Consider the following 24,034-nt stretch of genomic DNA (forward strand, 5'->3'; position numbering starts at 1 on the left):
TTTTACACGGAAGGCCGAATTATAGGGCCATCATGCAAAAGCTGCCGTGAGGTGCCCTGTCCCTTTACCGAACTTGACGATTATTGCGTAAACGCATGTTGCAACGCAGAAACCGCGGCAGCCGGGTCAGCAGCCTCGGTCACGGCGCGCACCACGGCCGCGCAGCCCACGCCGGTCGCCAGCACATCCGGCAGAACTTGCAGATCGATCCCACCAATCGCCACCAGTGGCACGACGCCGTCGAGCAGGCGCACATAGCGCGCCAGACGCTTGAGGCCCTGCGGCGCGGTCGGCATCACCTTGGTGGTGGTTGGGAACACCGCGCCCAATGCAATGTAGCTCGGCCGGAAATGCAGTGCCTTCAGGATTTCATAGAAACCGTGCGTTGACAGACCGAGCCGGATGCCGGCTGTGGCGAGCGCCGACAAATCGGCCGTGTGCACGTCTTCCTGCCCCAGGTGGACACCGTAGGCACCCGCTTCCAGCGCGGCTTGCCAGTGATCGTTGATGAAAACCTGGGCGTCATGCTCACGGCCCGCGGCGACACAGCGAGCGATTTCGCGCTTCAGTTCGTCGGCGGGTTCGGCGGACTTGCGGCGCAACTGGACCGTTTTCACGCCCAAGCCCACCACGCGCTCGACCCATTCCGCTGTCGGCAGCACCGGATACAGACCCAGCCGGTCAGGACAACGCGCGAACGCTTGCGCCGGCGCGGCCGGCAGACCGGCGAGGCGCGGGAAGTGCGCAATATCAGCCGGAAAGGCGTTATCCACTCGGGTTTCGTCGCCGTCGCGCCAGGCCAGAGCCAGCACCAGGGCGTCATGCGGATCGAAGCCGCAGTCCAGAAACGCAGCCAGCGCGGGAATCCAGTCTTCCGCCAGATGGCCTTCCAGCGCGTATTTCTCGCCGCCCAAATGCAGCGTCGCCGTGTGCTCCGCGGCGACGATCACGCCGGCGCCCTGCACCTGCCAGCGCGCCACCTGCTCGCCATGCTGCTGCGCGTCGGCGACGACGATCAGGTCCCCGCCGTTCGGCGCGTCCGGCGCGGTCAGGCAGATGCGCCATGGCGCATGCGTCGGCGGCCACTCGCCCAGGCGGGCGCGGATCCGCTCGGCGGCTTCGGTGAGTTCATCGGCGGGCGGCCAGAAGAGGTCGCGGCCAGTCAAAGGCAAAGTTTGCGTCATGCGGCGCTCCCATCTTGATGCCAGAACGGCATGCCGACCACCGGCGTGCTCGCGTGCGCACTTTCGCGCTCGGCCATCGGCCCCGCCAGAAAAGCCTGGCGGCCCGCTTCGACGCCCAGCGCGAAGGCGCGCGCCATCGCGTCGGGGTGCGTCGCCTGCGACACGGCGGTGTTCAGTAGCACGCCGTCGAAACCCCACTCCATCACTTGCGCCGCGTGCGATGGCACACCCAGACCGGCGTCGACGATCAGCGGTACATCGGGCAGCCGTTCGCGCAACACACGCAGGCCATACGGATTGATCACGCCCTTACCCGTGCCGATCGGCGCGCCCCATGGCATCAGCGCCTCACAACCCACATCGAGCAGACGGCGACCGATCACCAGATCTTCGGTGCAATACGGCAGCACCTTGAAGCCGTCCTTGATCAGTTGCGCAGCCGCTTCGATCAGCCCAATCGGGTCAGGCTGCAACGTGTAATCGTCACCGATCAGCTCGAGCTTGATCCACTCGGTTTCGAAGATTTCGCGCGCCATATGCGCGGTCGTCACCGCCTCGCCGACGGTCAGACAGCCCGCGGTGTTGGGCAGCAGCGGCACACCGTGGCGCTTGAGCAGGTCGAAGAAACCGGCTTCGGCGCCGCCTTCATTCATCTGCCGGCGCAGCGCGACGGTCACCATGCCGGGCCGTGCCGCGTCGATCGAATCCGACAGCGATTGCAGCGACGGATAGCGCGAGGTGCCGAGCAACACGCGGCTCGCGAAAGTTTGGCCGTAGAGCGTGAGCGCGTCGGCGGTTTGGGGGGAAGTCATTTGCATAGTCCTGGTCTCCGGCAATGCGTGGCGCGGGGCTTAGCCGCCGGCCACGGGTTGCACGACATCGAGCTTGTCGCCCGGCTGCAGCGCGCGCGCCGCATGTTGGGTACGTGCGACGAAATCGCCGTTCAGCGCGACCGCGAACGGCGGACGCGCGCCGAACGCGGCGAGCGCATCGGCGACAGTCGCGCCTTCGGGCAGCGACAACGGCTTCTGATTGATATGAATGTCCATGGTGTTCGAATACAGTTCAATCGATGGCGGTAACGGTACGGCTCGCTTGTTTGCCTGCCGTTATTCCACCAGCAGGCGCGCAACGCTCATGCCGGTTCCCGCGTGGAATCCAGTTGAAACAGCTCGCTCCAGCGCGCGGCACTTTGCCAGTCGGCGAATGCATCGGCGTCGCCGATGCGGCCATCGAGCAGCGCCGCGGCGAAGCGCACGGCTTCGTCGGCGACTTCGGGCACGATCATGTAACCGTGCCGGTACAGGCCGTTCACGCGCAGCGTCTGCGCGCCATCCCACAGCAAGGCCGGACGGTGGTCCGGCAAAGTCGGGCGGCACTGCGAATTCAGTTCGAGGATGCGTGCCTCGCCGAAGCCAGGATGCACGGAAAACGCCGCGCTCAACAGCTCAAGCGCCGAGCGCACGCTGACCGGCGACATGTCCTCGCCTTCCACCTCGGTCGCGCCGATCACGTAGAGATCGTCCGGCTTCGGCGCGATATACAGCGGATAGCGCGGATGCAACAGGCGCACCGGCCGCATCAGCTTGATACCCGGCGCATGCACACGCGCGACTTCGCCGCGGATGCCGCGCAGCGTGGGCAGCACGGGCTTCGCGCCCAAACCCCGGCAGTCGATCGTGACGCGTGCAGGCGGCAGCGCATGATCGTCGACCGGCGTGTTCCAGTGCGTTTCGACACCGCGTTCGGCGAGACCGGCGGCCAGCGCGGACAGTACCTGACGGTTATCCAACTGACCTTCGCGAGGCAGTAGCCAGCCCCGGTTGAAACGACCCGCCAACGCGGGTTCGGCAGCGCCAACCTGCGCACCCGTTAGCGTTACGAAGCCGCCGTCGAGCAATTCAGGAGGCGCATTCGAGCGAACACGGCGTTCGAACAGCGGTGCTTCGGTGCGATCGGCGTGATGCCAGACGACCAGCGTGCCATTGCGCTGAAAGAACACGGGTTCCGGCAATTCAGCGAGGACTTTCGGCCAGGTTTCGAGCGAACTCGCACCGAGACGCGTAATCAGCAGTTCAGCACTGGCGGCTTCGGCAAGCGGCGCCAGCATTGCCGCGGCGACCCAGGCTGCCGCTTGCGAACCGGCGGCGTCGCCACGCTCATACAGGGCGACACGATGCCCCTGGCCGGCGAGACGCCACGCGACCAAACGCCCGCACAGGCCGCCGCCAAGCACCGCGAAATCAGGTTGCGCAGGACGATTCATCGCACGCGCTCCACGGCACAGCAATGGCAAGCAAGGCTAAAGCGGCACGGCACGCCGACATAAGCGTCGAGGGCGTGGCGAGAAGCAAAACACATGTCTGAAGAATAGGCGGTCATCGAGTCCTTTCCGTACGGCAAAAAAACGCACGTACCCAGGACGAAACCGGCGGGTGAGGCCGGCCAGGCAATACGCGCGTCCAATGACGGACGCCGCCCGGCGGGGAATGGAAGACTGGCTGCTTCCGGAAACTTCCCGCGCCGGTATTACCCGGATCGGGTGCAAAGGGTCTCTCTCAGCCTCGCCGCCGCTGCGTGAGAATCACGCAGCCTGTGGGCAAAGCACCCCTGTTTCGTCGAAGGTCATTAGACCATAAAAGGCGCGGCGCCCGCAAACCAGTGGCCTATGCCGTCGCGCGCAGTTGATCCGGCACCATCTTTCGATTCATCAATACGGCCGAAGGCAGTGCTCTGGCACAATGCCAGGACCGGATACCGCAGGAGCCACGCGCGGGCGACACGCTAGTTGCATGCGCAACATGCGGTATCGAGGCGAGGCCCCCAAGCGGAATTAATTTTCACTTAAGGGCTTCGCGCCAGAATCGGACGCTCACCCGGACGTGCGTTCGTCGAGCACGACGCCCGGGGCACGCACCGCAAACCCACCGTTGGGCCGGCCCGAATGAGGCCAGCCCGGCATGGGCCAGCACTTCACCAGGATGCTCATGACACCGAATACCGCTTCCAGCCCCGCGCTGCCGCCGGACGAAAAAGTCTCCGCCTGGAGCCTGATCAAACCTTACTGGGTTTCCGAAGAACGAAAAACGGCGTGGGCGCTGCTCATCGCGATCATCGTGATGAATCTGCTCGTCGTGTGGATCAACGTGCGCCTGAATCGCTGGAGCGCCGACTTCTACAACGCCCTGCAAACCAAGAACATCCACGACTTCCCGCATCTGCTGATGGTGTTTTCCGGCCTCGCGTTCGGCTACATCATCCTTGCGGTATACGGTCGCTATCTGCGTCAGATGCTCGGCTTCCGCTGGCGCCAATGGCTGACCACGCGTTATCTCAACGAATGGCTGCGCGACAGCGCCTTCTACCGGATCGAACGCGACCGGCTCGCCGACAACCCCGACCAGCGGATCAGCGACGACCTGCAATCGTTCGCCACCACCACGCTTTCGCTGACGCTCGATCTGCTGTCCACGGTCGTCACACTGGTCTCGTTCATCACAATCCTGTGGGCGCTGGCCGGTGCGTTGACCGTTTCGCTCGGCGGCATGCCGGTGCAGATTCCGGGCTACATGGTGTGGGCAGCGGCGCTGTACGCCGTGATCGGCTCGCTGATCATCCAGAAGGTCGGTCATCCGCTCGTGTCGATCAATTACCAGGCTCAGAAAGTCGAGGCGGATTTCCGTTTCGGTCTGATCCGTTTGCGTGAAAACGCCGAGCAGATCGCTTTCTACGACGGCATGGAGACCGAGAAGAAGAACACGCACTCGCTGTTCGGCCGCATCCGCGACAACTGGTGGCAGGTGATGAAGTACACCAAGCGGCTCACCTTTGTGCTGAGCTTCTATGGTCAGATCGCGATCATCTTTCCGCTGGTGGTAGCGGCGCCCCGTTACTTCGCAGGCGCTTTCACGTTCGGCGTGCTAATGCAGATTTCGAGCGCATTCGGCACCGTCAGCGATTCGTTTTCGTGGTTCATCAACAGTTACGGTACCCTGGTCGAATGGCGCGCTACCGTGAACCGGTTGCGTGAATTCAAGCGCATCGTGCATGCGCCGCGTCTGAAGGAATCGGTGTCGCCCGCTACCGCGCATGGCGGCATCAATCTGCATTTTGTCGACGAAGACAAGCTCTCCACCGCAGGCCTCCAGCTTGCGCTGCCGAACGGCAATCCGCTGTCGCGCATCCGCGATATCGCGATCAAGCCGGGCTCGCGCTGGCTGGTGCGTGGTCCGTCCGGCTCGGGCAAGAGCACGCTGATGCGCGCGCTCGCCGGCCTGTGGCCGTTTGGCGACGGCTCGATCGACGCGCCGGTCAACGCCCGCATGATGTTCATTCCGCAAGTCAGCTACATGCCGATCGGCACGCTGAAAGCCGCGCTCACCTATCCGTCCTCTTCGGACACTTACACCGACGACGAATGCCGCGAAGCGCTCGTCACCTGCCACCTGTCGGACTACGCCGACCGCCTGCAGGAATCGGGACACTGGACGCGGATCCTCTCGCCGGGTGAACAACAGCGTCTGGCCGGCGCCCGTGTGCTGCTGCACAAGCCGGACTATCTGTTCCTCGACGAAGCGACCAGCGCGCTCGATTCGGAAAATGAAGCACGTCTCTATCACCTGTTCACCGAACGGCTGCCGAAGGCCGCGATCGTCAGCGTCGCGCATCGCGAATCGCTGGCGGCGTTCCATGGCGACACGCTCGACGTCGAGCGTTCGGGCGAACCGATTGCCGCGTGAACAGCATGCATAACGCGAGCGACATGAGCGGCACCGGTGATGCGAGCAGCACGGCTGGCATGAGAGACGCCGGACTCGATCGCGTCGTCCTGATCACCGGCGCGGGCTCCGGCATCGGCGCGGCACTGGCCCGGCGCATTGCCGCGCCGCGCACCGCGTTGATGCTGCACGCACGCGGCGCCGACGACGAATCGCGCCAGCGTCTTGCGCAAGTCGCCGCCGATTGCAGCGCGAACGGCGCGCGCTGCGCGACGGTGTTCGGCGATCTGGCCGAACGCGGCGCCGCCGAACACGTGGTTCATCAAACGCTCGCGAGCTTCGGCGCGCTCGATCAACTGGTCGCGAACGCGGGCCACGCGCAACGGCAAACGCTCAACGCACTCGACGCGGATGCGTTCAGCGCCGCCTTCGCCGCCATGCCGGCCGCGTTCGCCGCGCTCGTCAAACGTGCGACGCCCGCGTTGGAAATTTCGAAACGGGGTCGCGTGGTTGCGCTCAGTTCGTTCGTCGCGCATCGCTATCGTGCGGATACACCGTTCGCCGCCACGGCGGCGGCAAAAGCGGCGCTCGAATCGCTGGCGAAAACCGCGGCCGCCGAACTTGCGCCGCATGGCGTGACGGTCAATTGCGTGGCGCCCGGCTATACCCGTAAAGATCGCGGCCCAACTGCCGATAATGCATCGGCGTGGACCCGCGCCGCCGAAGCGACGCCGCTTGGTCACGTCGCCGAACCCGCGGATATCGCGGCGCTGATCGCGTTTCTGCTCTCCGATGAAGCGCGTCACATCACCGGCCAGGTGATCCATATCGACGGCGGCCTCACGCTCGGCTAGGCAACACACCGCTCGTTAGCGCAATCCTGCGCGCGCCGCACACGCTCACCATCCTCCGCACAGCCAGGCAACACCCCGCAACATCCGGAAACACCCGAGAAGAGTTCGAAAGCATTTGCGAAGCGGACAAGCTGTTCCCCGCTTTGAAAAGCCCTTGTAGCAGCGACGATAGTCGTGCGGGCCGTACCACGTCCGGCCCGCTTCGCCACTCACTGATACTGGACTCTCCGCACATGTCATTCGATCGCCGCCCCCATCTTTTGACCCAGCGCGCAGCGCTTGCTCTTGGCGCAGCAATGCTGCTCACGAGCGCCGCATACGCCGCGCAAGCCACCCAGCCCAACGAGCCGGCGGATGTTTGCCCCGCGCTCAAACACATCGTCGACGCGCCCGACTTCAAACAGTTGCACGCGCAACCCGCCGCGCAACTGCCGGGTATGTCGGCCGCGGACGACTGCCGCGCGAATACACACGCCTACGATTGCCACTGGCGCGCGCACTGGCAGGCTGACGGTGTCGTCAACGATCCGCTCGAAGAAATCGGCGCCGATATTGCCGCCTGCTTCCCGAACGTCGTACACGATGTCAACACGCCGACGCGTCAGCATTTCATCGTGACCACCGACGATCGGCGCGTGAACGTGACGGCAAGCGTGCAAGGGCAGAACGAATTGCGCCTGCGCGTCACGCGCTGAGCGTGGCTCGTTTTTGCCACTATCCGCTGCGATCCGCTGTTATTCGCCGCACTTATTCACCGCCACCAGGCACCGCATCATGACCTCCATGCCGAGCTTGCGCGCTTACGCTTCCACGCGGGCCCCTTGGGCCGCGTGGGTCATGTTGCGGCGGCCCTGCGCATGGCTCGCCGCCTCGGCGATCCTCGCATTCGGTCTGAATGGCTGCGCATGGACATTGATCTCAGCAGCCGACGCAACCGGCTCGGTGATTCAGGCGGGCTACGCAATTGCGGCGAACTATTCATCGCCGACCTTCGTTAACGGCCGTCCGGCGGACGTGCATAACGTCTGCATCGAGGTGAATCAAATGGTATCGGTCGGCGATTTCGTGCCGGCGCTGCAACTTGCACTCGACCGGCACGGCATTCGTTCGGACGTCTACAATCCGGGCACCTCGCCGGCCGGATGCGAGGCGCGCCTCGTCTATAACGCCGCGACCGACTACGGCCGCCGCTCATTTAGCGACGAAACGATCCAGTATCTGTCGATCATCGATCTGACGCTGATCCAGCACGGGCGCATTCTCGTCACCGCGCGTTACCAGACCGGCGGTCTCAACACCGACCGCTTCTCTTCCGCATCGACCAAGCTCAATGGTTTGATCGACAAGATGGTGGTCGATCAAACCGATCTGGCCCGGCAGCCGATGCAGACCATCCAGACATCCCTGGCAAATTAAGCGCGTCACCCTGCTTGCTTTCTCTTACACGAGAAAGGATTCGAAAGTGTTATGCGCTTTGCGCCGCTCGCGCGGATCACTAAGATGAGCTGGATGAACCAATCCATTCTGGTCGTCGACGACGACCCTGTCGTACGTGAGCTCGTCAGCGAATATCTGGTAGGGCGTGGCTTCAAAGTATCCACGCTCGAACACGGTATGGCGCTGCAACGCGCGTTGCAAAGCGAGCGTCCCGCGCTGATCGTGCTCGACATCATGATGCCGGAGCTCGACGGTATCAGCGCGCTGCGCGCCTTGCGCGTCGCCGGCGACGATATTCCCGTGATCCTGCTGACCGCGCGCGCCGACCCGATCGACCGCGTGATCGGCCTCGAACTCGGTGCCGACGACTATCTCGGCAAGCCGTTCGAACCGAGCGAGCTGGTCGCACGGATTCGCACGGTCCTGCGCCGCCGCGGGTCGATTGCACCGAGTGCGCCTGAGCACCGCGCGCCCTATCGCTTCGGCCGTTTCGAGGTGAATTTCCCTGCGCGTGAATTGCGCCGTGATAACGAGCGCATCGCGCTGCGTTCAAGCGAATTCGCGATGCTCAAAGTGTTCGTCACGCACTCGATGACCGTACTCACGCGCGCGCAGTTGCTGGAGAAACTGCACGGCAATAGCGAGGCGCATCGCAATCGCAGTCTCGACGTATCGATCTGGCGTCTGCGGCGGCTGATCGAGGTGGATCCGTCCGAGCCTCGCTATGTGCAAACCGTCTGGGGACGCGGCTATGTGTTCGTGCCGGACGGTGAAATCGGCGCGGCGGAACGCAACGCGCCGCCGCTTGCGTAGGACCCAGGACAATGTGCGCGGTGTGTCACGCATCTCGCGTGCCCCAGCGCGCGCACCGCATCGGCCCTAAAAAGTCAGCACGCTCAGAAACATTCTCTGCAGCCAGCCCATCGTGGTGGAGTCGGACACCATCCCCACGCCGGCCTGTTCGATGCGCGCATTCGCGACCTTGCTCGACGCCACATAATTGCCTGCTTCGATATCCTTCGGATTGACGATGCCCGACAGGCGCAGACGGTCGCGGTTGCCGCTCATCGCGATCATCTTCTCGCCCGATACCACCAGGTTGCCCGTCGACATGGTCCCGATCACAGTCACGGCCAGCGTACCTGTCATACCGCTCGTGTCGGTGAGACTGCCCTGCCCTTTGTAGTCGGTACTGGCGGAGCCGATGTTGAACAGCCTCGCGAGCCGTGCGGCGGCGTTGGTCGACTGATCGGCGGCGGTCGCGGTAATACTGCTCGAACGGCTCGCGGCGGCGGTCGCGCTATTGTTGCCGCTGTACGACTCCGCCAGGCGGATCGTCAGCACGTCGCCGATATGTTGCGCACGCGGCGTTTCGTAGAGCAGCAATGGCGAGCCGGCCTGATAGATCGCACCCTGCGTATTGACGTTCAGCGGCGCCGACGTGAGCGGCGGCGACATCGGCGTTTCGACAATCGACGGCTGCTGGCCGCTCGAACAAGCCGCGAGATAGACCGCCGCGCCTAGCGCAACAGTGAGACGTAGCGCAGTCATACATGCTCCCTGGCCCGATCGGCCGGATTGAAAACGGACTTCGCGGTTGCAGGGCCGACGCTTCGCTCAACGATGCAATCGAAACCACGTGCAAGTCCGCAAACAGAGCGGCGGATGAGGCAGCACATCACCCCGCCTCGGCACCGCTTGCCTGCCATTGCCGAACGACTGATTTCACCCATGCGTCCGAGCCCTTCAGCAGATAGGTGAGCGTGCCGTTGCGGGTCCCGGTCAGAAAACACAACGTGATCGAACTCACTGCGTTTTCCCACACATAGACCGGCATTGCGCCCGACGACACGCTTTGCGTCACCAGACGCGGCGCGCCATAACGGTCCGCGAGCGCGTCGCGCAGGTCTTCGGCGGTGATCTCGTCGATCACAAAAGAAATCTCATACAGACGCAGCGCGCTCTGCCCATCGGCACGCGCAAAGCGCAGCACATGCTCCTGTGCCGGCACACCGTCGACGACCGCTTGCGACACCGCCCAGCCGTCGTCCGCCCGATGCGCCCAGCGGCACGCGACCGTCAGACTCTCCTGCGATTTCAGCCGCATGCCGAGCGCGCCCGCCTGCACATCCGTCTCGCAGACGGGCACACTGCCGAGCGGTGTGGCCCGCACGCTCGAGCCGGCGCGGAACTCGTCGAGCGTGATACCGAGTGCTATGCCGCGAAACGCGAACGGCTTGTCCGGCGAACGCCGGCGTGCCTCAGCGGCAGCGCCCTTCGACGCGCCGCTGGCCGCACCCGCTTCGCGCGCGACCGGCTGCCCCTGGGCAGCCATCGAGAACACGCCGCCTAGCAGCGCCAACACGCAGGCAATCCGTTTGGGTGTCATGATTCAGTCGATTTCAGTCGATGGCGGATGAACACATGTCGAACGGTGTGGCCGCGGCATGGCCAACGACCGGGATGATTTTCAGCGTGGCGGACGTCAGCCGGCACGGCAGCGCGGCGACGGCGCAGCCGCCGAGAGGCAGCAACGCCGCGCCGAGCGTCAACCACGCAGCGACTCGGATGAAACGATCAGGAATGCTCGGGGTCGACACACGGGCCTCGGTACGTCAGGCAGTCGTGTTGACGTTATGTCCGACAAGCCCGGACGGCAGCGAAGGCAGTGCCTCGGTGGCGGACTCCCGTTCCTGCGGCGCGGCCGACGGCGTACTTGAGGGGGCAGGCTTCTCCGCAGCCCGCGTCGGTGCGAGCGAAGAAAAGCGGGTTGAAGTGAGATTGCTGTGAACGGTCATGATGAGCCTCGCGTGGCGCTAGGTTTTGATTTCACGCCGCCTGCCGTGGGCCCAAGGCGTTAGGCTGTTTTCGGCATGCGACGCAACGTACTGCACGACGAATCATCTCGCCGCACACGCGATGGCGATGCACGAAGGAACGCGCGCTTTCCGGCGGTTCTTACGACCCGTTGCGACTCATTGCCGGCAGTAGCAATTTCGCGCGGATTCTTTCATCGGCGGAATTTAGGCGATGCAAAATGACTGGCGCGCCATGCTGCACGCCGGCAACGCGTTGCCAAATATGGCGAACGTGAAATATGGCGTGAGCCTTTGGTAGCGAGCTCGACGCCCGAATCGGCCGGCCCAGCGCGGCTTTACGTAAGTATTGGTAAGAAAACACCAGGTCGCGCGTCGCGCGAGGCAGTCTAGAATTTCGCCATGAATCCACAGGTCCTTATCGTCGACGACGATCCGGTCGTACGCGATCTGCTTTGCAAGTTTCTGCAGACGAACGGCTTCGATGCGTCGGTGCTGCATGACGGCACCCATTTGCAACGCCGGCTCGAACGTGAACGGCCGTCGGTCGTCGTGCTCGACATCATGATGCCGAACACCGACGGCTTGCGCGCGCTCACCGCGTTGCGCGCCGCCGGCGACGACATTCCGGTGATCTTCGTCACGGCGCGCGGTACGGTGGCCGACCGCATTGTCGGGCTTTCACTCGGCGCGGACGACTACCTGACCAAACCGTTCGATCCGCGCGAACTGCTCGCGCGCATCCATACGGTGCTGCGCCGCCGCGGGCCCTCCACCACCAGCGCGCCGGAATCCCGCAAGCCGTATCGCTTCGGCCCGTTCGAGCTCGACTTCGCCACGCGCTCGCTGTCGCGCGACGATTCGAAGCTGCCGCTGCGCGACAGTGAGTTCGCTCTGCTGAAGATCTTCGTCAACAATCCGTACAAGGTGCTGTCGCGCGTGCTGATTCACGATCTCGTGCATCGCGACAATCTCGCCTTCCGCGACCGCAGCCTCGACGTGCCGATCTGGCGCCTGCGCCGCGTGATCGAAGACGACCCGTCCAATCCCTGCTACGTGCAGACGGTGCGCGGCAAAGGCTACGTGTTCGTGCCCGACGCCGACGGCACGCCGTTCGCCGACGAGGTTGCCTCAAGCGCATGAGAAACCCGCTGAACACGCTGTTCGGCAGAATGGCGTTGCTGTCCACGGCGGTGTTGTTCGCGATTCAGGCTGGATGGTTCGTGCTGGTGGTGATGCAGCCGCCGCGCCACGAAATCGACGGCTTCGCGCGCGGCATTCTGCTGGTACTGCAGGCAATCAACGGCGAACCGATGAAGGGCGCTGCGCTCGCGCCCGCCATGCGTGTGCACCTTGTGCCCACCTGGAACATGCCGTCGAGCGTTCATCTGCACGCGCCGACCATGCATCCGCTGGTCGAATTGAGCCGGCAGTTGCGTGAGAACCTGCCGCCCGGCACGCAAATCGCCGTCGACGACCTGCGCCCGCCGCAGTTATGGGTGCTGTTTCCCGGCAAGTCCAATTGGGTCGTTGTGCCGGTGGACGTTCCGCCGCGCCCGCGCTTCCTGGTCGAATCCATCTCGATGCTGCTGGCTGCGCTGATCCTGTCGCTGTTCGCGGTCTGGCAGATGCAGCGGCCTTTGTCGCGCGTGGCCGATGCCGCCCGCGCGTTCGGTTCAGGCGGCCGGCCGGAGTCGGTGACCGTGCAAGGCCCGCGTGAACTGCGCGATCTGATCGGCTCCTTCAACGACATGATGCGGCGTCTGAACGAGGCCGGCGACGATCAGGCCGTAATGCTGGCCGGCGTCGCACACGATCTGAAAGCGCCGCTCACGCGGCTCAAATTGCGTGCGAGCGTGCTGGTCGCGGAGAACGAACGGGCCGGACTGATCCGCGACGTGGACTCGCTGACCAACATCGTCCAGCAGTTTCTGGAATTTGCCGGGCAGTCCGCCGACGCGGGGCCGCCAGTCGGAGTCGACGAATTCCTGCAGGAGCAGTTTTCCGCCAGTGACAACGCCGAGACGCCGCTGTTCACGCTCGCTCTGCATGCCGGTTCGTCATTTACGCTGCCACGCACATTGCTCGACCGGCTGGTCACGAACCTCGTCGACAACGCGCTTGAACACGGCTCGCCGCCGGTGGATATCGCCACGGCATGCACGGACCGGCGCTGGGTGATCAGCGTGCGCGACCACGGCCCGGGCATTCCCGACGACCGCATTGCCGCGGCCATGAAACCATTCGTACGACTTGATGCCGCGCGCGGCGGCGAAGGTCATTGCGGGCTGGGTCTCGCGATTGTCGCGCGGCTCGCGCACGATCGCGGCGGACGCTGCCATGTGCGCAATCACGCGCAAGGCGGGCTGGAAGTACGGATCGAATTGCCGGTTGGACCAGCCTACACGTGAGGATGCTGAAGAAGGGAAAGCTGCGTTGAGCGCGGGCACTTACGCGCCCTTACTGGAGGGGGTTTGGCGATGGCTATGGCCTTATAGTCGCCCCCGGCAACCTCGATGCCGCCCTTCTCCGTCCGCCCAGTTATTTGGGGCGGACTTTTTTTCGTCTATACCTGCCGACGCGTTCCGCGCAACCCCGGGTGCGGGGAGCTACAGATGAAAGCCCGTCAGGCGACCAGGCGGTCGCGCAGAGCGTCGATCGTAGCTTGAGACATCCCAAGGCCTTCTGTCAGATAGCTCGCCATCGTGCCGTAGCTCGCCTGCACCTGATCGAACCCCGCTTGCAGATAATTTTCCTGGACGTTGAACAATGGTGACTCGATCGTTGCGACCGCGTCGCCGTCCTGCGCGCGCAACGTCTCGGTCTGCGCCGCAATCGATTGGGCCAGGTAGACGTTGCTGAGCAGATAGTCCTGCATGATGACGTCGAGCGGCACATTGGCAATGCTGAGCAGGAGTGCCGCGACCCAACCGGTGCGATCCTTTCCCGCGTTGGAATGAAACAGTTGCGCGCCGGTGCCATTGGCGAGCCGCGTGAGGAGCTCGCCGTAGCCGACACGCTGGGCGGCGCCGGTGACATAGGCACGCGCCTGGGCTTCCATGAACGTGATTGCGGCGGCTGTCGTATCGAAGTTTGGCGCGACGAAGTCGCTGGTACCCAAGACGTCGAGCGCTTGCGATGTGGCGCCGGCCGGCAGGATATCCGCAGTACGCGCAATTTCGCCCGGCGTGCGCAGATCATAGACGGAAGCAATGCCGAGTTTCTCGAGGGCGGTTGCGTCGGCGGCGCTAAGGGTCAGCGCGTTCGCGCGATAGAAGGCGCCGCGGCGCATCTGTTTGCCGTCGACTGTGGGGTAGCCGGCAGCCGCACCCGCCACATCGCGAAAGTTGTTCACCGACGTCAGACGTGGCGTTTCCGGCACATTAGTGTCCAGATTTCCGCCCCCGCAAGCCGACAACAACGAACCACTCACGCCAGAAAGCAGCAGCACGCTTGCCGAAGATTTCAGGAACGCACGGCGCGATTGGTGTGCCCGCAAAGGCGTACTCGCGGAGAGGCGGGATGGCGAGCAGGTTTTTGCGGTTACGAGCATTAAGGGTGGCGAGCGCGGGCGGGAGGAGGATTTTCGCAGCTCGAGTGCTGCGGGCGCAGTTTAACCGTGGTCAATAATTTTTGGGTTACATCGTAGTAGTTGGTAAGAAACCGGAACGAAATTCCTTACTTGCCGCCATTTTTGACCACAACTGGCCTCACAACACCTCGTCCCCTTAGAATACAAAAACCCCCTATCAAACCGCCGGAAGGCACCGGCAGACAAAAACCACCCGGAGACCACAAAAAAACATGCCCTCTCTCCAATGGTTCACTGAACTGACCCAACGCGAACGCCGCACCCTCTACGCAGGCTTCGGCGGCTACGCAGTCGACGCCTTCGACTTCATGATCTACTCATTCCTCATTCCGACGCTGATCGCGACGTGGGGCATGACCAAAAGCGAAGCCGGCATGATCGCGACGAGCTCGCTGATTTCGTCGGCGATCGGCGGCTGGCTCGCCGGCATCCTCGCCGACCGCTACGGACGAGTGCGTGTGCTCCAGTGGACGATCGCCACCTTCGCGATCTTCACCTGCCTGTCCGGCTTCACCCACTCGTTCTGGCAACTGCTCACCACGCGCACGCTGCAAGGCATCGGCTTCGGCGGTGAATGGTCGGTCGTGACGATCATGATGGCCGAAACCATCCGTTCGCCTCAGCATCGCGCGAAAGCGGTCGGCACCGTGCAAAGCAGCTGGTCTTTCGGCTGGGCCGCGGCGGCGATCATCTATTGGGCGTTTTTCGCGCTGTTGCCGGAACAGTACGCATGGCGCGCCTGCTTCTGGATCGGCCTGCTGCCCGCGCTGTGGATCATCTACATCCGCCGCAACGTCAGCGACCCGGAAATCTTCCTCGAAACGCGCCGCGCCCGCGAAAGCGGTTTCGACACCTCACACTTCCTGCAGATATTCTCCTCCCCGCACCTCAAAACGACGCTGTTAGGCAGCGTGCTCTGCACCGGCATGCTCGGCGGCTATTACGCAATCACTACCTGGCTGCCGACCTATCTGAAAACCGTGCGCCATCTGTCGGTCTTCAACACCAGCGGCTATCTGATCGTGCTGATCGTCGGCTCGTTCACCGGCTATATCGTCGGGGCGATTCTGTGCGACAAGATCGGCCGGCGCGCGTCGTTCGTACTGTTCGCAATCGGCTCGTTCGTGCTCGGCATGGTCTACACAATGCTGCCGATCACCGACGGCATGATGCTCGCACTCGGCTTCCCGCTCGGCATCGTCGTGCAAGGAATTTTCGCGGGCGTCGGCGCCTATTTGTCGGAGCTGTATCCGAATTCGATCCGTGGATCGGGGCAAGGCTTCTGCTACAACCTGGGCCGCGGCCTCGGCTCGTTCTTTCCGATCCTGGTCGGTACACTGTCGCAAACCATGACGCTTGTTAAGGCAATGGGAATTGTCGCCGGCGCGGGCTATCTGCTGGTGATCGTCGCCGCAATATGTCTGCCGGAAACCAAGGGCAAAGTGCTCGGCGCGACCAGCCCTGCCGCCTGAAATCGCTGTACACACACATGAAAACGATTGTTCTGGGCGGCGGCGTGATCGGCGTCGCCACCGCTTTTTATCTGCGTCAGCAAGGCTGCGACGTTACCGTGATCGAACGCGAGCCGGACGTCGCGCTCTCCACCAGTTTCGGCAACGCCGGCGTGATTGCGCCGGGCTATGTGACGCCGTGGGCCGCGCCCGGCATGCCGGCGAAGATCCTCAAATATCTGTTCAAGCCAGCCTCGCCGCTAATCTTCCGCCCCACTTTCGATCCGGCCCAATGGCACTGGATCGCGCGTTGGCTGCGTGAATGCGACCTCGAACGCTTTCGCGTCAACAAGCAGCGCATGCAGCGCATCGCTTATTACAGCCGTGACTGTCTGCACGAATTCCGTGGCCGTCATCCGTTCGACTATGGCCGCAGCCAGGGCTATCTGCAGTTGTTCCGCAGCGAGTACGACGTCGAACTGGCGCAACCGGCGCTGGCTATTCTGCGCGACGCGGGCATCGTGCATCGTGAAGTCAGCGCGGCACAGTGCGTCGAGATCGAACCGGGTTTGCGCTGGGCGCGTCAGACACCGCTCTCGGGTCTCTATCTCCCCGACGACGAAGCCGGCGACTGCGCCCGCTTCACCCGTGAACTTCGTGCGATCTGCGAGCGCAACGGGGTGCAGTTTCTCTTCGACACACGCGTCACGACGCTTGATGTGCAAGGCGGTACGGTGCGCGGCGTGCGTATCGAGAGCGAACGCGGCAGTGAGACGATGCTAGCGGATGCGGTGGTCGTGGCGCTGGGCGTCGACAGTGCGGCGCTGCTCGCACCGCTCGGTGTGAAAGTGCCGCTCTACCCGGTCAAAGGCTATTCGGCGACTTTGCCCGTCACCGACGAAGAAAAAGCCCCGCATGCGGCCCTGATGGACGAGTCGCTGAAAACAGCAATCACACGCTTCGGCACGAACCTGCGCGTGGCCGGCACGGCGGAACTCGGCAGTCGCCAGACAACCTTGCGCGAGCAGGCCTTGCAGACGCTGATGAAAGTGCTCAGCGACTGGTTTCCGCACGCGGCCAATCCGACTTCCGCGCACTTCTGGGTAGGCCGCCGTCCTATGACGCCCGATGGCGCGCCGTTGCTCGGCCCGTCCGGCGTGGACAATCTCTGGCTGAACGTCGGGCACGGTTCGACGGGTTGGGCAATGTCGATGGGATCGGGCCGCGTGGTCGCAGATCTGATTACGCTGCGCAAGCCGGAAATCGATCTCGATGGACTGACGCTGGCGCGCTATCGGAAGTAACCGCGGGCAGACGTTAAAAAGCCGGGTCACCCTTTCAGGCGCCCGGCTTTGTTTTCTACCGCTTTGGTGTGCTGCTTATGTACCGCTTTGTCGTCTCCACCTCGTCCTGCAAGGATTAGCTGGTTTCTGCGCCAACAGGCGCAAACCAACCTGAGACGTTAGCGCGGCAGTTCCGAATGCCCCATCAGGAACGCGTCGACCGAACGTGCGCACTGACGGCCTTCGCGAATCGCCCACACCACCAGCGACTGGCCGCGACGCATATCACCCGCGGTGAAGACCTTGTCCACCGACGTGTAATACGCTTTGTCGCCTTCGGTCGACGCACGCACGTTGCCACGGTTGTCCTTGTCGACGCCGAACGCTTCGAGCACCGGCGACACCGGCTGCGTGAAACCCATGGCCAGCAGCACCAGATCCGCCTTCATTTCGAATTCGGAGTTCGGCACTTCCTGCATCTTGCCGTCCTTCCATTCGACGCGCGCGGCGATCAATTTCTCGACCTTGCCGTTCTTGCCTTCAAGGCGCTTGGTCGCCACCGCCCAATCACGCGAGCAGCCTTCGTCATGCGACGACGACGTGCGCAGCTTGATCGGCCAGTACGGCCACACGAGCGGCTTGTTCTCTTCTTCCGGCGGTTGCGGCAGCAGTTCGAATTGCGTGACGCTCTTCGCGCCATGACGGTTCGACGTACCGACGCAGTCCGAACCCGTATCGCCGCCACCGATCACGACCACATGCTTGCCCTTGGCGAGCAACTGGTTCGCAACTTTGTCGCCGGCGTTGACCTTGTTCTGCTGCGGCAGGAATTCCATCGCGTAGTGGATGCCTTCCAGCTCACGGCCCGGCACCGGCAGATCGCGCGGCGTTTCCGAGCCACCGGCGATCACCACTGCGTCGAACTGTTCTTTCAGCTCGGCCGGCGTGATCGTTTCCTTCGCTGTATTACCAATGTGTGCCGGCAGCGAATCCGCCTTACCGATGAACACGTTGGCGCGGAACGTCACGCCTTCGGCTTCCATCTGGCGCATGCGGCGATCGATCAGCCACTTCTCCAGCTTGAAGTCAGGAATGCCGTAGCGCAGCAAGCCGCCGATACGGTCATTCTTTTCGAATACGGTGACATCGTGCCCCGCGCGCCCGAGTTGCTGCGCAACGGCCAAACCAGCGGGGCCAGAACCAACCACCGCGACCTTCTTGCCCGTCTTGTGCTTCGGCGGTAGCGGCGCGACCCAACCTTCGGTCCACGCTTTGTCGATGATCGCGTGTTCGATCGACTTGATGCCGACCGCGTCGTCGTTGATGCCGAGCGTGCATGCCGCTTCGCACGGCGCCGGGCAGATGCGGCCCGTGAACTCGGGGAAGTTGTTCGTGGAGTGCAGCACTTCAATCGCGGTCTTCCAGTCCTGATGGAACACCAGGTCGTTGAAGTCCGGGATGATGTTGTTCACCGGGCAGCCGTTGTTGCAGAACGGAATACCGCAGTCCATACAACGCGCGCCCTGGATCTTTGCTTCGTCGTCGGTCAGCGCCGCAACGAATTCCTTGTAGTGCTTCACACGCGTGAGCGGAGCTTCGTACGCCTCGTGGCGGCGCTCGAACTCGAGAAAACCGGTTGCCTTGCCCATGTGGTTCTCTTCTCTATCTGTATCAGGTGAGGTGATCTACACCCGCCGCGCGTCGAATAGTCAACAGGCGGCGGGTACGGCTAAATGTGTGGTCTTCTGTGCTGATGAACAGCGAAGGCGTTAAGCGGCGAGTACTTCCTTATTCGCCTTCTTCGCTGCCATCTCGCCCAGCGCGCGCTTGTATTCGGTCGGGAACACCTTCACGAATTGACGGCGCGACGCATCCCAGTTTTCGAGCAGCGCCTTTGCGCGCGGCGAACCCGTGAACTGGAAGTGACGTTCGATGAGACCCTTGAGCAGGGCTTCATCGGTCGCGCCGCTGTGCCACAAGCCCTTATCGACCGTGCGTTCCTGTTCGGCCTGTTGCAGGACCGGATCGAGCGCGACCATCGACTTGTTGCACTTGCCCGCGAACATGCTGTCCGGGTCGTACACGTAAGCGATACCGCCCGACATGCCCGCCGCGAAGTTACGGCCCGTTTCGCCAAGCACGACAACCGTGCCGCCCGTCATGTATTCGCAACCGTGGTCGCCCGTGCCTTCGACAACCGCCGTCGCACCGGAGTTACGCACGCAGAAACGCTCGCCGGCGACGCCGCGGAAGAACGCTTCGCCTTCGATCGCGCCGTACATCACCGTGTTGCCGCAGATGATGTTTTCTTCCGACTTGCCGCGGAAATCGTTGGTCGGACGAATGATGATGCGGCCACCCGAGAGACCCTTGCCGACGTAGTCGTTACCGTCGCCGACCAGATCCAGCGTGACGCCTCTCGCGAGGAACGCGCCGAAGCTCTGACCTGCGGTGCCCTTCAACTGGATATGAATCGTGTCGTCAGCCAGGCCGTCGTGGCCGTACTTCTTCGCGATCGTGCCGGACAGCATCGCGCCGACCGTACGGTTGACGTTGCGCACCGGCTGGATGAACGAGACGTGCTCGCCCGTCGCGATCGCGGCCTTCGCCTTCTCGATCAGCACGTGATCCAGCGCACGGTCCAGACCGTGATCCTGCACGTCGACGTGCTTGCGTGCCACCTCCGCGGAAACCTGCGGTTGATAGAACACGCGCGAGAAGTCGAGACCCTTCGCCTTCCAGTGTTCGACGCCCTTCTTCATGTCGAGCAGTTCGGCGTGGCCGATCAGATCGTCGAACTTGCGAATGCCCAGTTGCGCCATGATTTCGCGCGCTTCTTCCGCAACGAAGAAGAAGAAGTTGACGACGTGTTCCGGCTGGCCCTGGAACTTCGCACGCAGCACCGGATCTTGCGTCGCGACGCCGACCGGGCAGGTGTTCAGGTGGCACTTGCGCATCATGATGCAGCCTTCGACGACGAGCGGCGCCGTCGCGAAGCCGAACTCGTCCGCGCCCAGCAGCGCGCCGATCACGACGTCGCGGCCGGTCTTCATCTGACCGTCGGCCTGCACGCGGATCCGGCCGCGCAACTGGTTCAGCACCAGCGTTTGCTGCGTTTCAGCCAGACCCAGTTCCCACGGTGTGCCGGCATGTTTCACCGACGACAGCGGCGATGCGCCCGTGCCGCCGTCATGACCGGCGATCACGACGTGATCGGCCTTCGCCTTGGCAACACCGGCCGCAACCGTACCGACGCCCGATTCCGACACCAGCTTCACCGAAATGCTTGCCGCCGAGTTGGCGTTCTTCAGGTCGTGAATCAGCTGTGCCAGATCTTCAATCGAGTAGATGTCATGGTGGGGCGGCGGCGAAATCAGGCCGACACCCGGCACCGAGTAACGCAGCTTGCCGATATATTCCGACACCTTGTGGCCCGGCAACTGCCCGCCTTCGCCCGGCTTTGCACCTTGCGCCATCTTGATCTGGATCTGATCGGCCGACGCGAGATATTCCGCCGTCACGCCGAAACGGCCCGACGCCACCTGCTTGATCTTCGAGCGCAGCGAATCGCCGTCCTTCAGCGGAATGTCGACAACGACCTCGTCACCGATCAACGACTTCATCGTGTCGCCGTTCTTGATCGGAATGCCGCGCAGTTCGTTGCGGTAACGATTCACGTCCTCGCCGCCTTCGCCGGTGTTCGACTTGCCGCCGATGCGATTCATCGCGACAGCCAGCGTGGCGTGGGCTTCGGTCGAGATCGAGCCCAGCGACATGGCGCCGGTGGCAAAACGCTTGACGATATCTTTCGCCGATTCGACTTCGTCGAGCGGGATCGCCTTGGTCGGGTCGAACTTGAATTCGAACAGACCACGGAACGTCATGTGGCGCTTGGTCTGATCGTTGATCAGATGCGCGTATTCCTTGTACGTCTGGTACGAGTTGCTGCGCGCCGAGTGTTGCAGCTTGGCGATCGCATCCGGCGTCCACATGTGTTCTTCACCGCGCACGCGGTACGCGTACTCGCCGCCCGCGTCGAGCATGTTCGCGAGCACCGGGTTGTCGCCGAACGCGTCGCGATGCAGACGGATCGCTTCTTCCGCGACGTCGAACAGGCCGATGCCGCCGACCTTCGACGAGGTGCCCTTGAAATACTTCTGCACCAGGTCTTCAGCCAGACCGACCGCTTCGAAAATCTGCGCGCCGGTGTACGACATGTAGGTCGAAATACCCATCTTCGACATGACCTTCATCAGGCCCTTGCCGACTGCCTTGGTGAAGTTGTAGACCGCCTTTTCCGGCGACAGGTCACCCTTCAGGCCCGCTGCGAGCTGGCTGAGCGTTTCCATCGCGAGGTACGGGTGCACAGCTTCCGCGCCGTAGCCCGCGAGCAACGCGAAGTGGTGCGTTTCACGCGCCGAGCCGGTTTCCACGACCAGCCCCGCACTCGTGCGCAGACCGTGCTGGACGAGGTGCGTGTGGATCGCGGCGGTAGCCAGCAATGCCGGAATCGCGACGTTGTCGCGGTCGGTCTTGCGGTCCGACACGATCAGCATGTTGTAGCCGGACTTGACCGCATCCACGGCTTCCGCGCACAGCGAAGCCAGACGCGCTTCGATACCTTCCTTGCCCCAGGCCACCGGATAGCAGATGTTCAGTTCATACGAGCTGAACTTGCCGCCCGTGTACTGATCGATCGCGCGGATCTTCGCGATGTCCTTGAAGTCGAGCACGGGCTGCGACACTTCGAGACGCATCGGCGGGTTGATGTTGTTCGTGTCCAGCAGGTTCGGCTTCGGACCGACGAACGACACCAGCGACATCACCATGTTTTCACGGATCGGGTCGATCGGCGGGTTCGTGACTTGCGCGAACAACTGCTTGAAGTAGTGATAGAGCGTCTTGTTCTTGTTGGACATGACCGCCAGCGGCGAATCGTTGCCCATCGAACCGACGGCTTCTTCACCGGCTTGCGCCATCGGCGCCATCAGGAACTTGAGGTCTTCCTGCGTGTAGCCGAATGCCTGCTGGCGATCCAGCAGGGCAGCGGCTTCGCGGCGTTCCGTCGCGACGTCTTCGGCCTTCGGCTCGATTTCGTCGAGCTTGATCCGGACCGCGTCGATCCAGCTCTTGTACGGCTTGGCGTTGGCGAGGTTGTCCTTCAGTTCCTTGTCGTCGATGATGCGGCCGTGTTCCATGTCGATCAGGAACATCTTGCCCGGCTGCAGACGCCACTTCTTGACGATCTTCGACTCGGGAATCAGCAGCGTGCCCGCTTCCGACGCCATGATCACGAGGTCGTCGTCAGTGACGATGTAGCGCGCCGGGCGCAGGCCGTTACGGTCGAGCGTGGCGCCGATCTGGCGGCCGTCGGTGAAGGCGATCGCAGCAGGGCCGTCCCACGGCTCCATCATCGCGGCGTGATATTCGTAGAACGCGCGGCGGTTGTCGTCCATCAGCGTGTGCTGTTCCCAGGCTTCCGGGATCATCATCATCATTGCGTGGACGAGCGGGTAGCCGGCCATCACCAGCAGTTCGAGACAGTTGTCGAACGAGGCGGTGTCCGATTGGCCCGGATAGATCAGCGGCCACAGCTTGGGCAGATCGTCGCCAAGCACGTGGCTCGCGATCGCGCCGGTGCGGGCGTTCAGCCAGTTGACGTTGCCCTTCACCGTGTTGATTTCGCCGTTGTGGGCGATCATGCGATACGGGTGAGCCAGTTCCCAAGCCGGGAACGTATTGGTCGAGAAGCGTTGATGCACCAGCGCCAGCGCCGACACCGTGCGCTCATCCTGCAGGTCGCGGTAATACACGCCAACCTGACCCGCCAGCAACAGACCCTTGTAGACGACCGTGCGCGCCGACATGGACGGCACAAAGTATTCCTTGCCGTGCTGGAGCTTGAGCGCCTGGATGCGGTGGCTCGCGGTCTTGCGGATCACATACAGCTTCCGCTCGAGCGCGTCGGTCACCATGATGTCCTTGCCGCGGCCGATGAAGATCTGGCGGATCAGTGGCTCGCTCGCCTTGACGGTGGGCGAAATCGGCATGGTGTGATCGACCGGCACGTCGCGCCAGCCCAGCACGACCTGGCCTTCGGCCTTCACCGTGCGTTCCAGTTCCTGTTCGCAGGCGAGACGCGATGCGTGTTCCTTCGGCAGGAAGATCATGCCGACGCCGTACTCGCCGTTCGGCGGCAGGACCACACCCTGCTTGGCCATTTCCTCACGATAGAACCCGTCCGGGATCTGGATCAGGATGCCCGCGCCGTCGCCCATCAGCGGATCGGCGCCCACGGCGCCCCGGTGGTCGAGGTTTTCGAGAATCTTCAGGCCTTGCTCGATGATCTCGTGGCTTTTCTTGCCCTTGATATGAGCAACGAAACCGACGCCACAGGCGTCATGTTCGTTTTGCGGGTCGTACAGACCCTGCGCGGCGGGAACCGGGTGAATCGGTTGCTGGTGGTCGTTCATGGGGACACCGTCTGTGAGGGGCCGGACAGGCCGTTAAACCGTTTTTCTATTGCCGCAGCTCGCACCGCAACCGCGTCGGCGACTCAGCACGCTTGATGCTACGCGTATCAAAAACCGCCGGAATTCGGAATATACGCGACGAATCAATGGAATAGCAAATAAAACGTGGTGGTCGATCCCCAATTATCAAGTTGGTGCATTGCGGCTAATTTTTATTGGTGCCACA

The 24,034-nt window shown here is 63.1% G+C and carries 20 protein-coding genes and 1 riboswitch; of the genes, 10 read left to right on the forward strand and 10 right to left on the reverse strand.

Going from position 1 to position 24,034, the window contains the following annotated elements; translation table 11 throughout:
* Positions 1 to 80: 80 nt before the first annotated feature.
* From thiE to PQQ52_RS24070, 4 genes are all read right to left on the reverse strand, one after another.
* On the reverse strand, positions 81 to 1,184 hold the full coding sequence (gene thiE, locus PQQ52_RS24055; protein ID WP_408216804.1) for a thiamine phosphate synthase: 1,104 nt from the start codon (positions 1,182 to 1,184) through the stop codon (positions 81 to 83).
* Positions 1,181 to 1,996 (reverse strand): thiazole synthase, encoded by an 816-nt coding sequence (locus tag PQQ52_RS24060; protein WP_408216807.1) that lies wholly within the window; start codon positions 1,994 to 1,996, stop codon positions 1,181 to 1,183. Before PQQ52_RS24060 ends, thiE begins: the two co-directional genes overlap by 4 nt.
* A 39-nt stretch (positions 1,997 to 2,035) precedes the next feature.
* Positions 2,036 to 2,233, reverse strand: a complete 198-nt coding sequence (gene thiS, locus PQQ52_RS24065; protein ID WP_028199627.1) for a sulfur carrier protein ThiS — start codon at positions 2,231 to 2,233, stop codon at positions 2,036 to 2,038.
* A gap of 86 nt (positions 2,234 to 2,319) precedes the next feature.
* Positions 2,320 to 3,450 (reverse strand): FAD-dependent oxidoreductase, encoded by a 1,131-nt coding sequence (locus PQQ52_RS24070; RefSeq protein WP_408216810.1) that lies wholly within the window; start codon positions 3,448 to 3,450, stop codon positions 2,320 to 2,322.
* Between the two features lie 232 nt (positions 3,451 to 3,682).
* A riboswitch (TPP riboswitch) is annotated at positions 3,683 to 3,806 on the reverse strand.
* A 365-nt stretch (positions 3,807 to 4,171) separates the two neighbouring features.
* Here PQQ52_RS24070 and PQQ52_RS24075 point away from each other — a divergent pair.
* From PQQ52_RS24075 to PQQ52_RS24095, 5 genes are all read left to right on the forward strand, one after another.
* Positions 4,172 to 5,923: an ABC transporter ATP-binding protein/permease gene (locus tag PQQ52_RS24075; RefSeq protein WP_408216813.1), complete on the forward strand. Its 1,752-nt coding sequence runs from the start codon at positions 4,172 to 4,174 to the stop codon at positions 5,921 to 5,923.
* A gap of 59 nt (positions 5,924 to 5,982) precedes the next feature.
* Entirely contained in the window at positions 5,983 to 6,756 is a 774-nt protein-coding gene (locus tag PQQ52_RS24080) for an SDR family NAD(P)-dependent oxidoreductase (RefSeq protein ID WP_408216919.1), read from the forward strand.
* Positions 6,757 to 6,989: 233 nt separating this feature from the next.
* Positions 6,990 to 7,451: a hypothetical protein gene (locus PQQ52_RS24085; RefSeq protein WP_408216816.1), complete on the forward strand. Its 462-nt coding sequence runs from the start codon at positions 6,990 to 6,992 to the stop codon at positions 7,449 to 7,451.
* A gap of 79 nt (positions 7,452 to 7,530) precedes the next feature.
* Positions 7,531 to 8,172, forward strand: a complete 642-nt coding sequence (locus PQQ52_RS24090) for a hypothetical protein (protein ID WP_408216819.1) — start codon at positions 7,531 to 7,533, stop codon at positions 8,170 to 8,172.
* Positions 8,173 to 8,265: 93 nt separating this feature from the next.
* Complete coding sequence (locus PQQ52_RS24095; protein WP_408216821.1) at positions 8,266 to 9,006, forward strand: response regulator; 741 nt, start codon at positions 8,266 to 8,268, stop codon at positions 9,004 to 9,006.
* A 66-nt stretch (positions 9,007 to 9,072) separates the two neighbouring features.
* Here PQQ52_RS24095 and PQQ52_RS24100 read toward each other — a convergent pair whose 3' ends face one another.
* The 3 genes from PQQ52_RS24100 to PQQ52_RS24110 all read right to left on the reverse strand — a co-directional run bounded on the left by PQQ52_RS24100 (position 9,073) and on the right by PQQ52_RS24110 (position 10,763).
* Positions 9,073 to 9,744, reverse strand: coding sequence for a flagellar basal body L-ring protein FlgH (locus PQQ52_RS24100; protein ID WP_408216824.1), 672 nt, complete (start codon positions 9,742 to 9,744; stop codon positions 9,073 to 9,075).
* A 127-nt stretch (positions 9,745 to 9,871) separates the two neighbouring features.
* Positions 9,872 to 10,582 carry a hypothetical protein gene (locus PQQ52_RS24105; RefSeq protein ID WP_408216827.1) on the reverse strand — a complete coding sequence of 237 codons (711 nt, stop codon included), beginning with the start codon at positions 10,580 to 10,582 and terminating at the stop codon, positions 9,872 to 9,874.
* Between the two features lie 13 nt (positions 10,583 to 10,595).
* Positions 10,596 to 10,763 (reverse strand): DUF6726 family protein, encoded by a 168-nt coding sequence (locus PQQ52_RS24110; RefSeq protein ID WP_321207320.1) that lies wholly within the window; start codon positions 10,761 to 10,763, stop codon positions 10,596 to 10,598.
* Here PQQ52_RS24110 and PQQ52_RS24115 point away from each other — a divergent pair.
* From PQQ52_RS24115 to PQQ52_RS24125, 3 genes are all read left to right on the forward strand, one after another.
* Positions 10,762 to 10,983 (forward strand): hypothetical protein, encoded by a 222-nt coding sequence (locus PQQ52_RS24115; RefSeq protein ID WP_408216930.1) that lies wholly within the window; start codon positions 10,762 to 10,764, stop codon positions 10,981 to 10,983. The genes PQQ52_RS24110 and PQQ52_RS24115 overlap by 2 nt on opposite strands.
* Before the next feature lie 428 nt (positions 10,984 to 11,411).
* Positions 11,412 to 12,152, forward strand: coding sequence for a response regulator (locus PQQ52_RS24120; RefSeq protein WP_408216830.1), 741 nt, complete (start codon positions 11,412 to 11,414; stop codon positions 12,150 to 12,152).
* Positions 12,149 to 13,420: an ATP-binding protein gene (locus tag PQQ52_RS24125; RefSeq protein ID WP_408216832.1), complete on the forward strand. Its 1,272-nt coding sequence runs from the start codon at positions 12,149 to 12,151 to the stop codon at positions 13,418 to 13,420. Before PQQ52_RS24120 ends, PQQ52_RS24125 begins: the two co-directional genes overlap by 4 nt.
* 215 nt (positions 13,421 to 13,635) lie before the next feature.
* Here PQQ52_RS24125 and PQQ52_RS24130 read toward each other — a convergent pair whose 3' ends face one another.
* A complete protein-coding gene (locus PQQ52_RS24130) occupies positions 13,636 to 14,562 on the reverse strand; it encodes a tyrosine-protein phosphatase (RefSeq protein ID WP_408216835.1) in 927 nt (308 codons plus the stop codon).
* A 251-nt stretch (positions 14,563 to 14,813) separates the two neighbouring features.
* Between PQQ52_RS24130 and PQQ52_RS24135 the strand changes: the two genes are divergently transcribed.
* Together PQQ52_RS24135 and PQQ52_RS24140 are read left to right on the forward strand one after the other, a co-directional pair.
* Entirely contained in the window at positions 14,814 to 16,073 is a 1,260-nt protein-coding gene (locus tag PQQ52_RS24135; protein ID WP_408216838.1) for an MFS transporter, read from the forward strand.
* A gap of 17 nt (positions 16,074 to 16,090) precedes the next feature.
* The gene (locus PQQ52_RS24140; protein WP_408216839.1) at positions 16,091 to 17,356 is read left to right on the forward strand and encodes a D-amino acid dehydrogenase; all 1,266 of its coding nucleotides are present in this window, start codon (positions 16,091 to 16,093) and stop codon (positions 17,354 to 17,356) included.
* Between the two features lie 158 nt (positions 17,357 to 17,514).
* On the opposite strand, the gene PQQ52_RS24145 is transcribed toward PQQ52_RS24140, so the two are convergent.
* Positions 17,515 to 18,984 carry a glutamate synthase subunit beta gene (locus tag PQQ52_RS24145; protein WP_408216841.1) on the reverse strand — a complete coding sequence of 490 codons (1,470 nt, stop codon included), beginning with the start codon at positions 18,982 to 18,984 and terminating at the stop codon, positions 17,515 to 17,517.
* A 120-nt stretch (positions 18,985 to 19,104) separates the two neighbouring features.
* Positions 19,105 to 23,808 (reverse strand): glutamate synthase-related protein, encoded by a 4,704-nt coding sequence (locus PQQ52_RS24150; protein WP_408216843.1) that lies wholly within the window; start codon positions 23,806 to 23,808, stop codon positions 19,105 to 19,107.
* Positions 23,809 to 24,034 lie beyond the last annotated feature (226 nt).

The sequence above is a fragment of the Paraburkholderia sediminicola genome (assembly GCF_046030555.1).
Lineage (GTDB): Bacteria > Pseudomonadota > Gammaproteobacteria > Burkholderiales > Burkholderiaceae > Paraburkholderia > Paraburkholderia sediminicola_E.

Bases quoted from the DNA above. Each gene is read 5' to 3' on its own strand.
- PQQ52_RS24105 (WP_408216827.1), bottom strand. From the start codon at position 10,582: ATGACACCCAAACGGATTGCCTGCGTGTTGGCGCTGCTAGGCGGCGTG.
- thiE (WP_408216804.1), bottom strand. From the start codon at position 1,184: ATGACGCAAACTTTGCCTTTGACTGGCCGCGACCTCTTCTGGCCGCCC.
- PQQ52_RS24100 (WP_408216824.1), bottom strand. From the start codon at position 9,744: ATGACTGCGCTACGTCTCACTGTTGCGCTAGGCGCGGCGGTCTATCTC.
- PQQ52_RS24075 (WP_408216813.1), top strand. From the start codon at position 4,172: ATGACACCGAATACCGCTTCCAGCCCCGCGCTGCCGCCGGACGAAAAA.
- PQQ52_RS24150 (WP_408216843.1), bottom strand. From the start codon at position 23,808: ATGAACGACCACCAGCAACCGATTCACCCGGTTCCCGCCGCGCAGGGT.
- PQQ52_RS24080 (WP_408216919.1), top strand. From the start codon at position 5,983: ATGAGAGACGCCGGACTCGATCGCGTCGTCCTGATCACCGGCGCGGGC.
- PQQ52_RS24090 (WP_408216819.1), top strand. From the start codon at position 7,531: ATGACCTCCATGCCGAGCTTGCGCGCTTACGCTTCCACGCGGGCCCCT.
- PQQ52_RS24145 (WP_408216841.1), bottom strand. From the start codon at position 18,984: ATGGGCAAGGCAACCGGTTTTCTCGAGTTCGAGCGCCGCCACGAGGCG.
- thiS (WP_028199627.1), bottom strand. From the start codon at position 2,233: ATGGACATTCATATCAATCAGAAGCCGTTGTCGCTGCCCGAAGGCGCG.
- PQQ52_RS24120 (WP_408216830.1), top strand. From the start codon at position 11,412: ATGAATCCACAGGTCCTTATCGTCGACGACGATCCGGTCGTACGCGAT.
- PQQ52_RS24115 (WP_408216930.1), top strand. From the start codon at position 10,762: ATGAAACGATCAGGAATGCTCGGGGTCGACACACGGGCCTCGGTACGT.
- PQQ52_RS24060 (WP_408216807.1), bottom strand. From the start codon at position 1,996: ATGACTTCCCCCCAAACCGCCGACGCGCTCACGCTCTACGGCCAAACT.
- PQQ52_RS24135 (WP_408216838.1), top strand. From the start codon at position 14,814: ATGCCCTCTCTCCAATGGTTCACTGAACTGACCCAACGCGAACGCCGC.
- PQQ52_RS24140 (WP_408216839.1), top strand. From the start codon at position 16,091: ATGAAAACGATTGTTCTGGGCGGCGGCGTGATCGGCGTCGCCACCGCT.
- PQQ52_RS24095 (WP_408216821.1), top strand. From the start codon at position 8,266: ATGAACCAATCCATTCTGGTCGTCGACGACGACCCTGTCGTACGTGAG.
- PQQ52_RS24125 (WP_408216832.1), top strand. From the start codon at position 12,149: ATGAGAAACCCGCTGAACACGCTGTTCGGCAGAATGGCGTTGCTGTCC.
- PQQ52_RS24130 (WP_408216835.1), bottom strand. From the start codon at position 14,562: ATGCTCGTAACCGCAAAAACCTGCTCGCCATCCCGCCTCTCCGCGAGT.
- PQQ52_RS24085 (WP_408216816.1), top strand. From the start codon at position 6,990: ATGTCATTCGATCGCCGCCCCCATCTTTTGACCCAGCGCGCAGCGCTT.
- PQQ52_RS24070 (WP_408216810.1), bottom strand. From the start codon at position 3,450: ATGAATCGTCCTGCGCAACCTGATTTCGCGGTGCTTGGCGGCGGCCTG.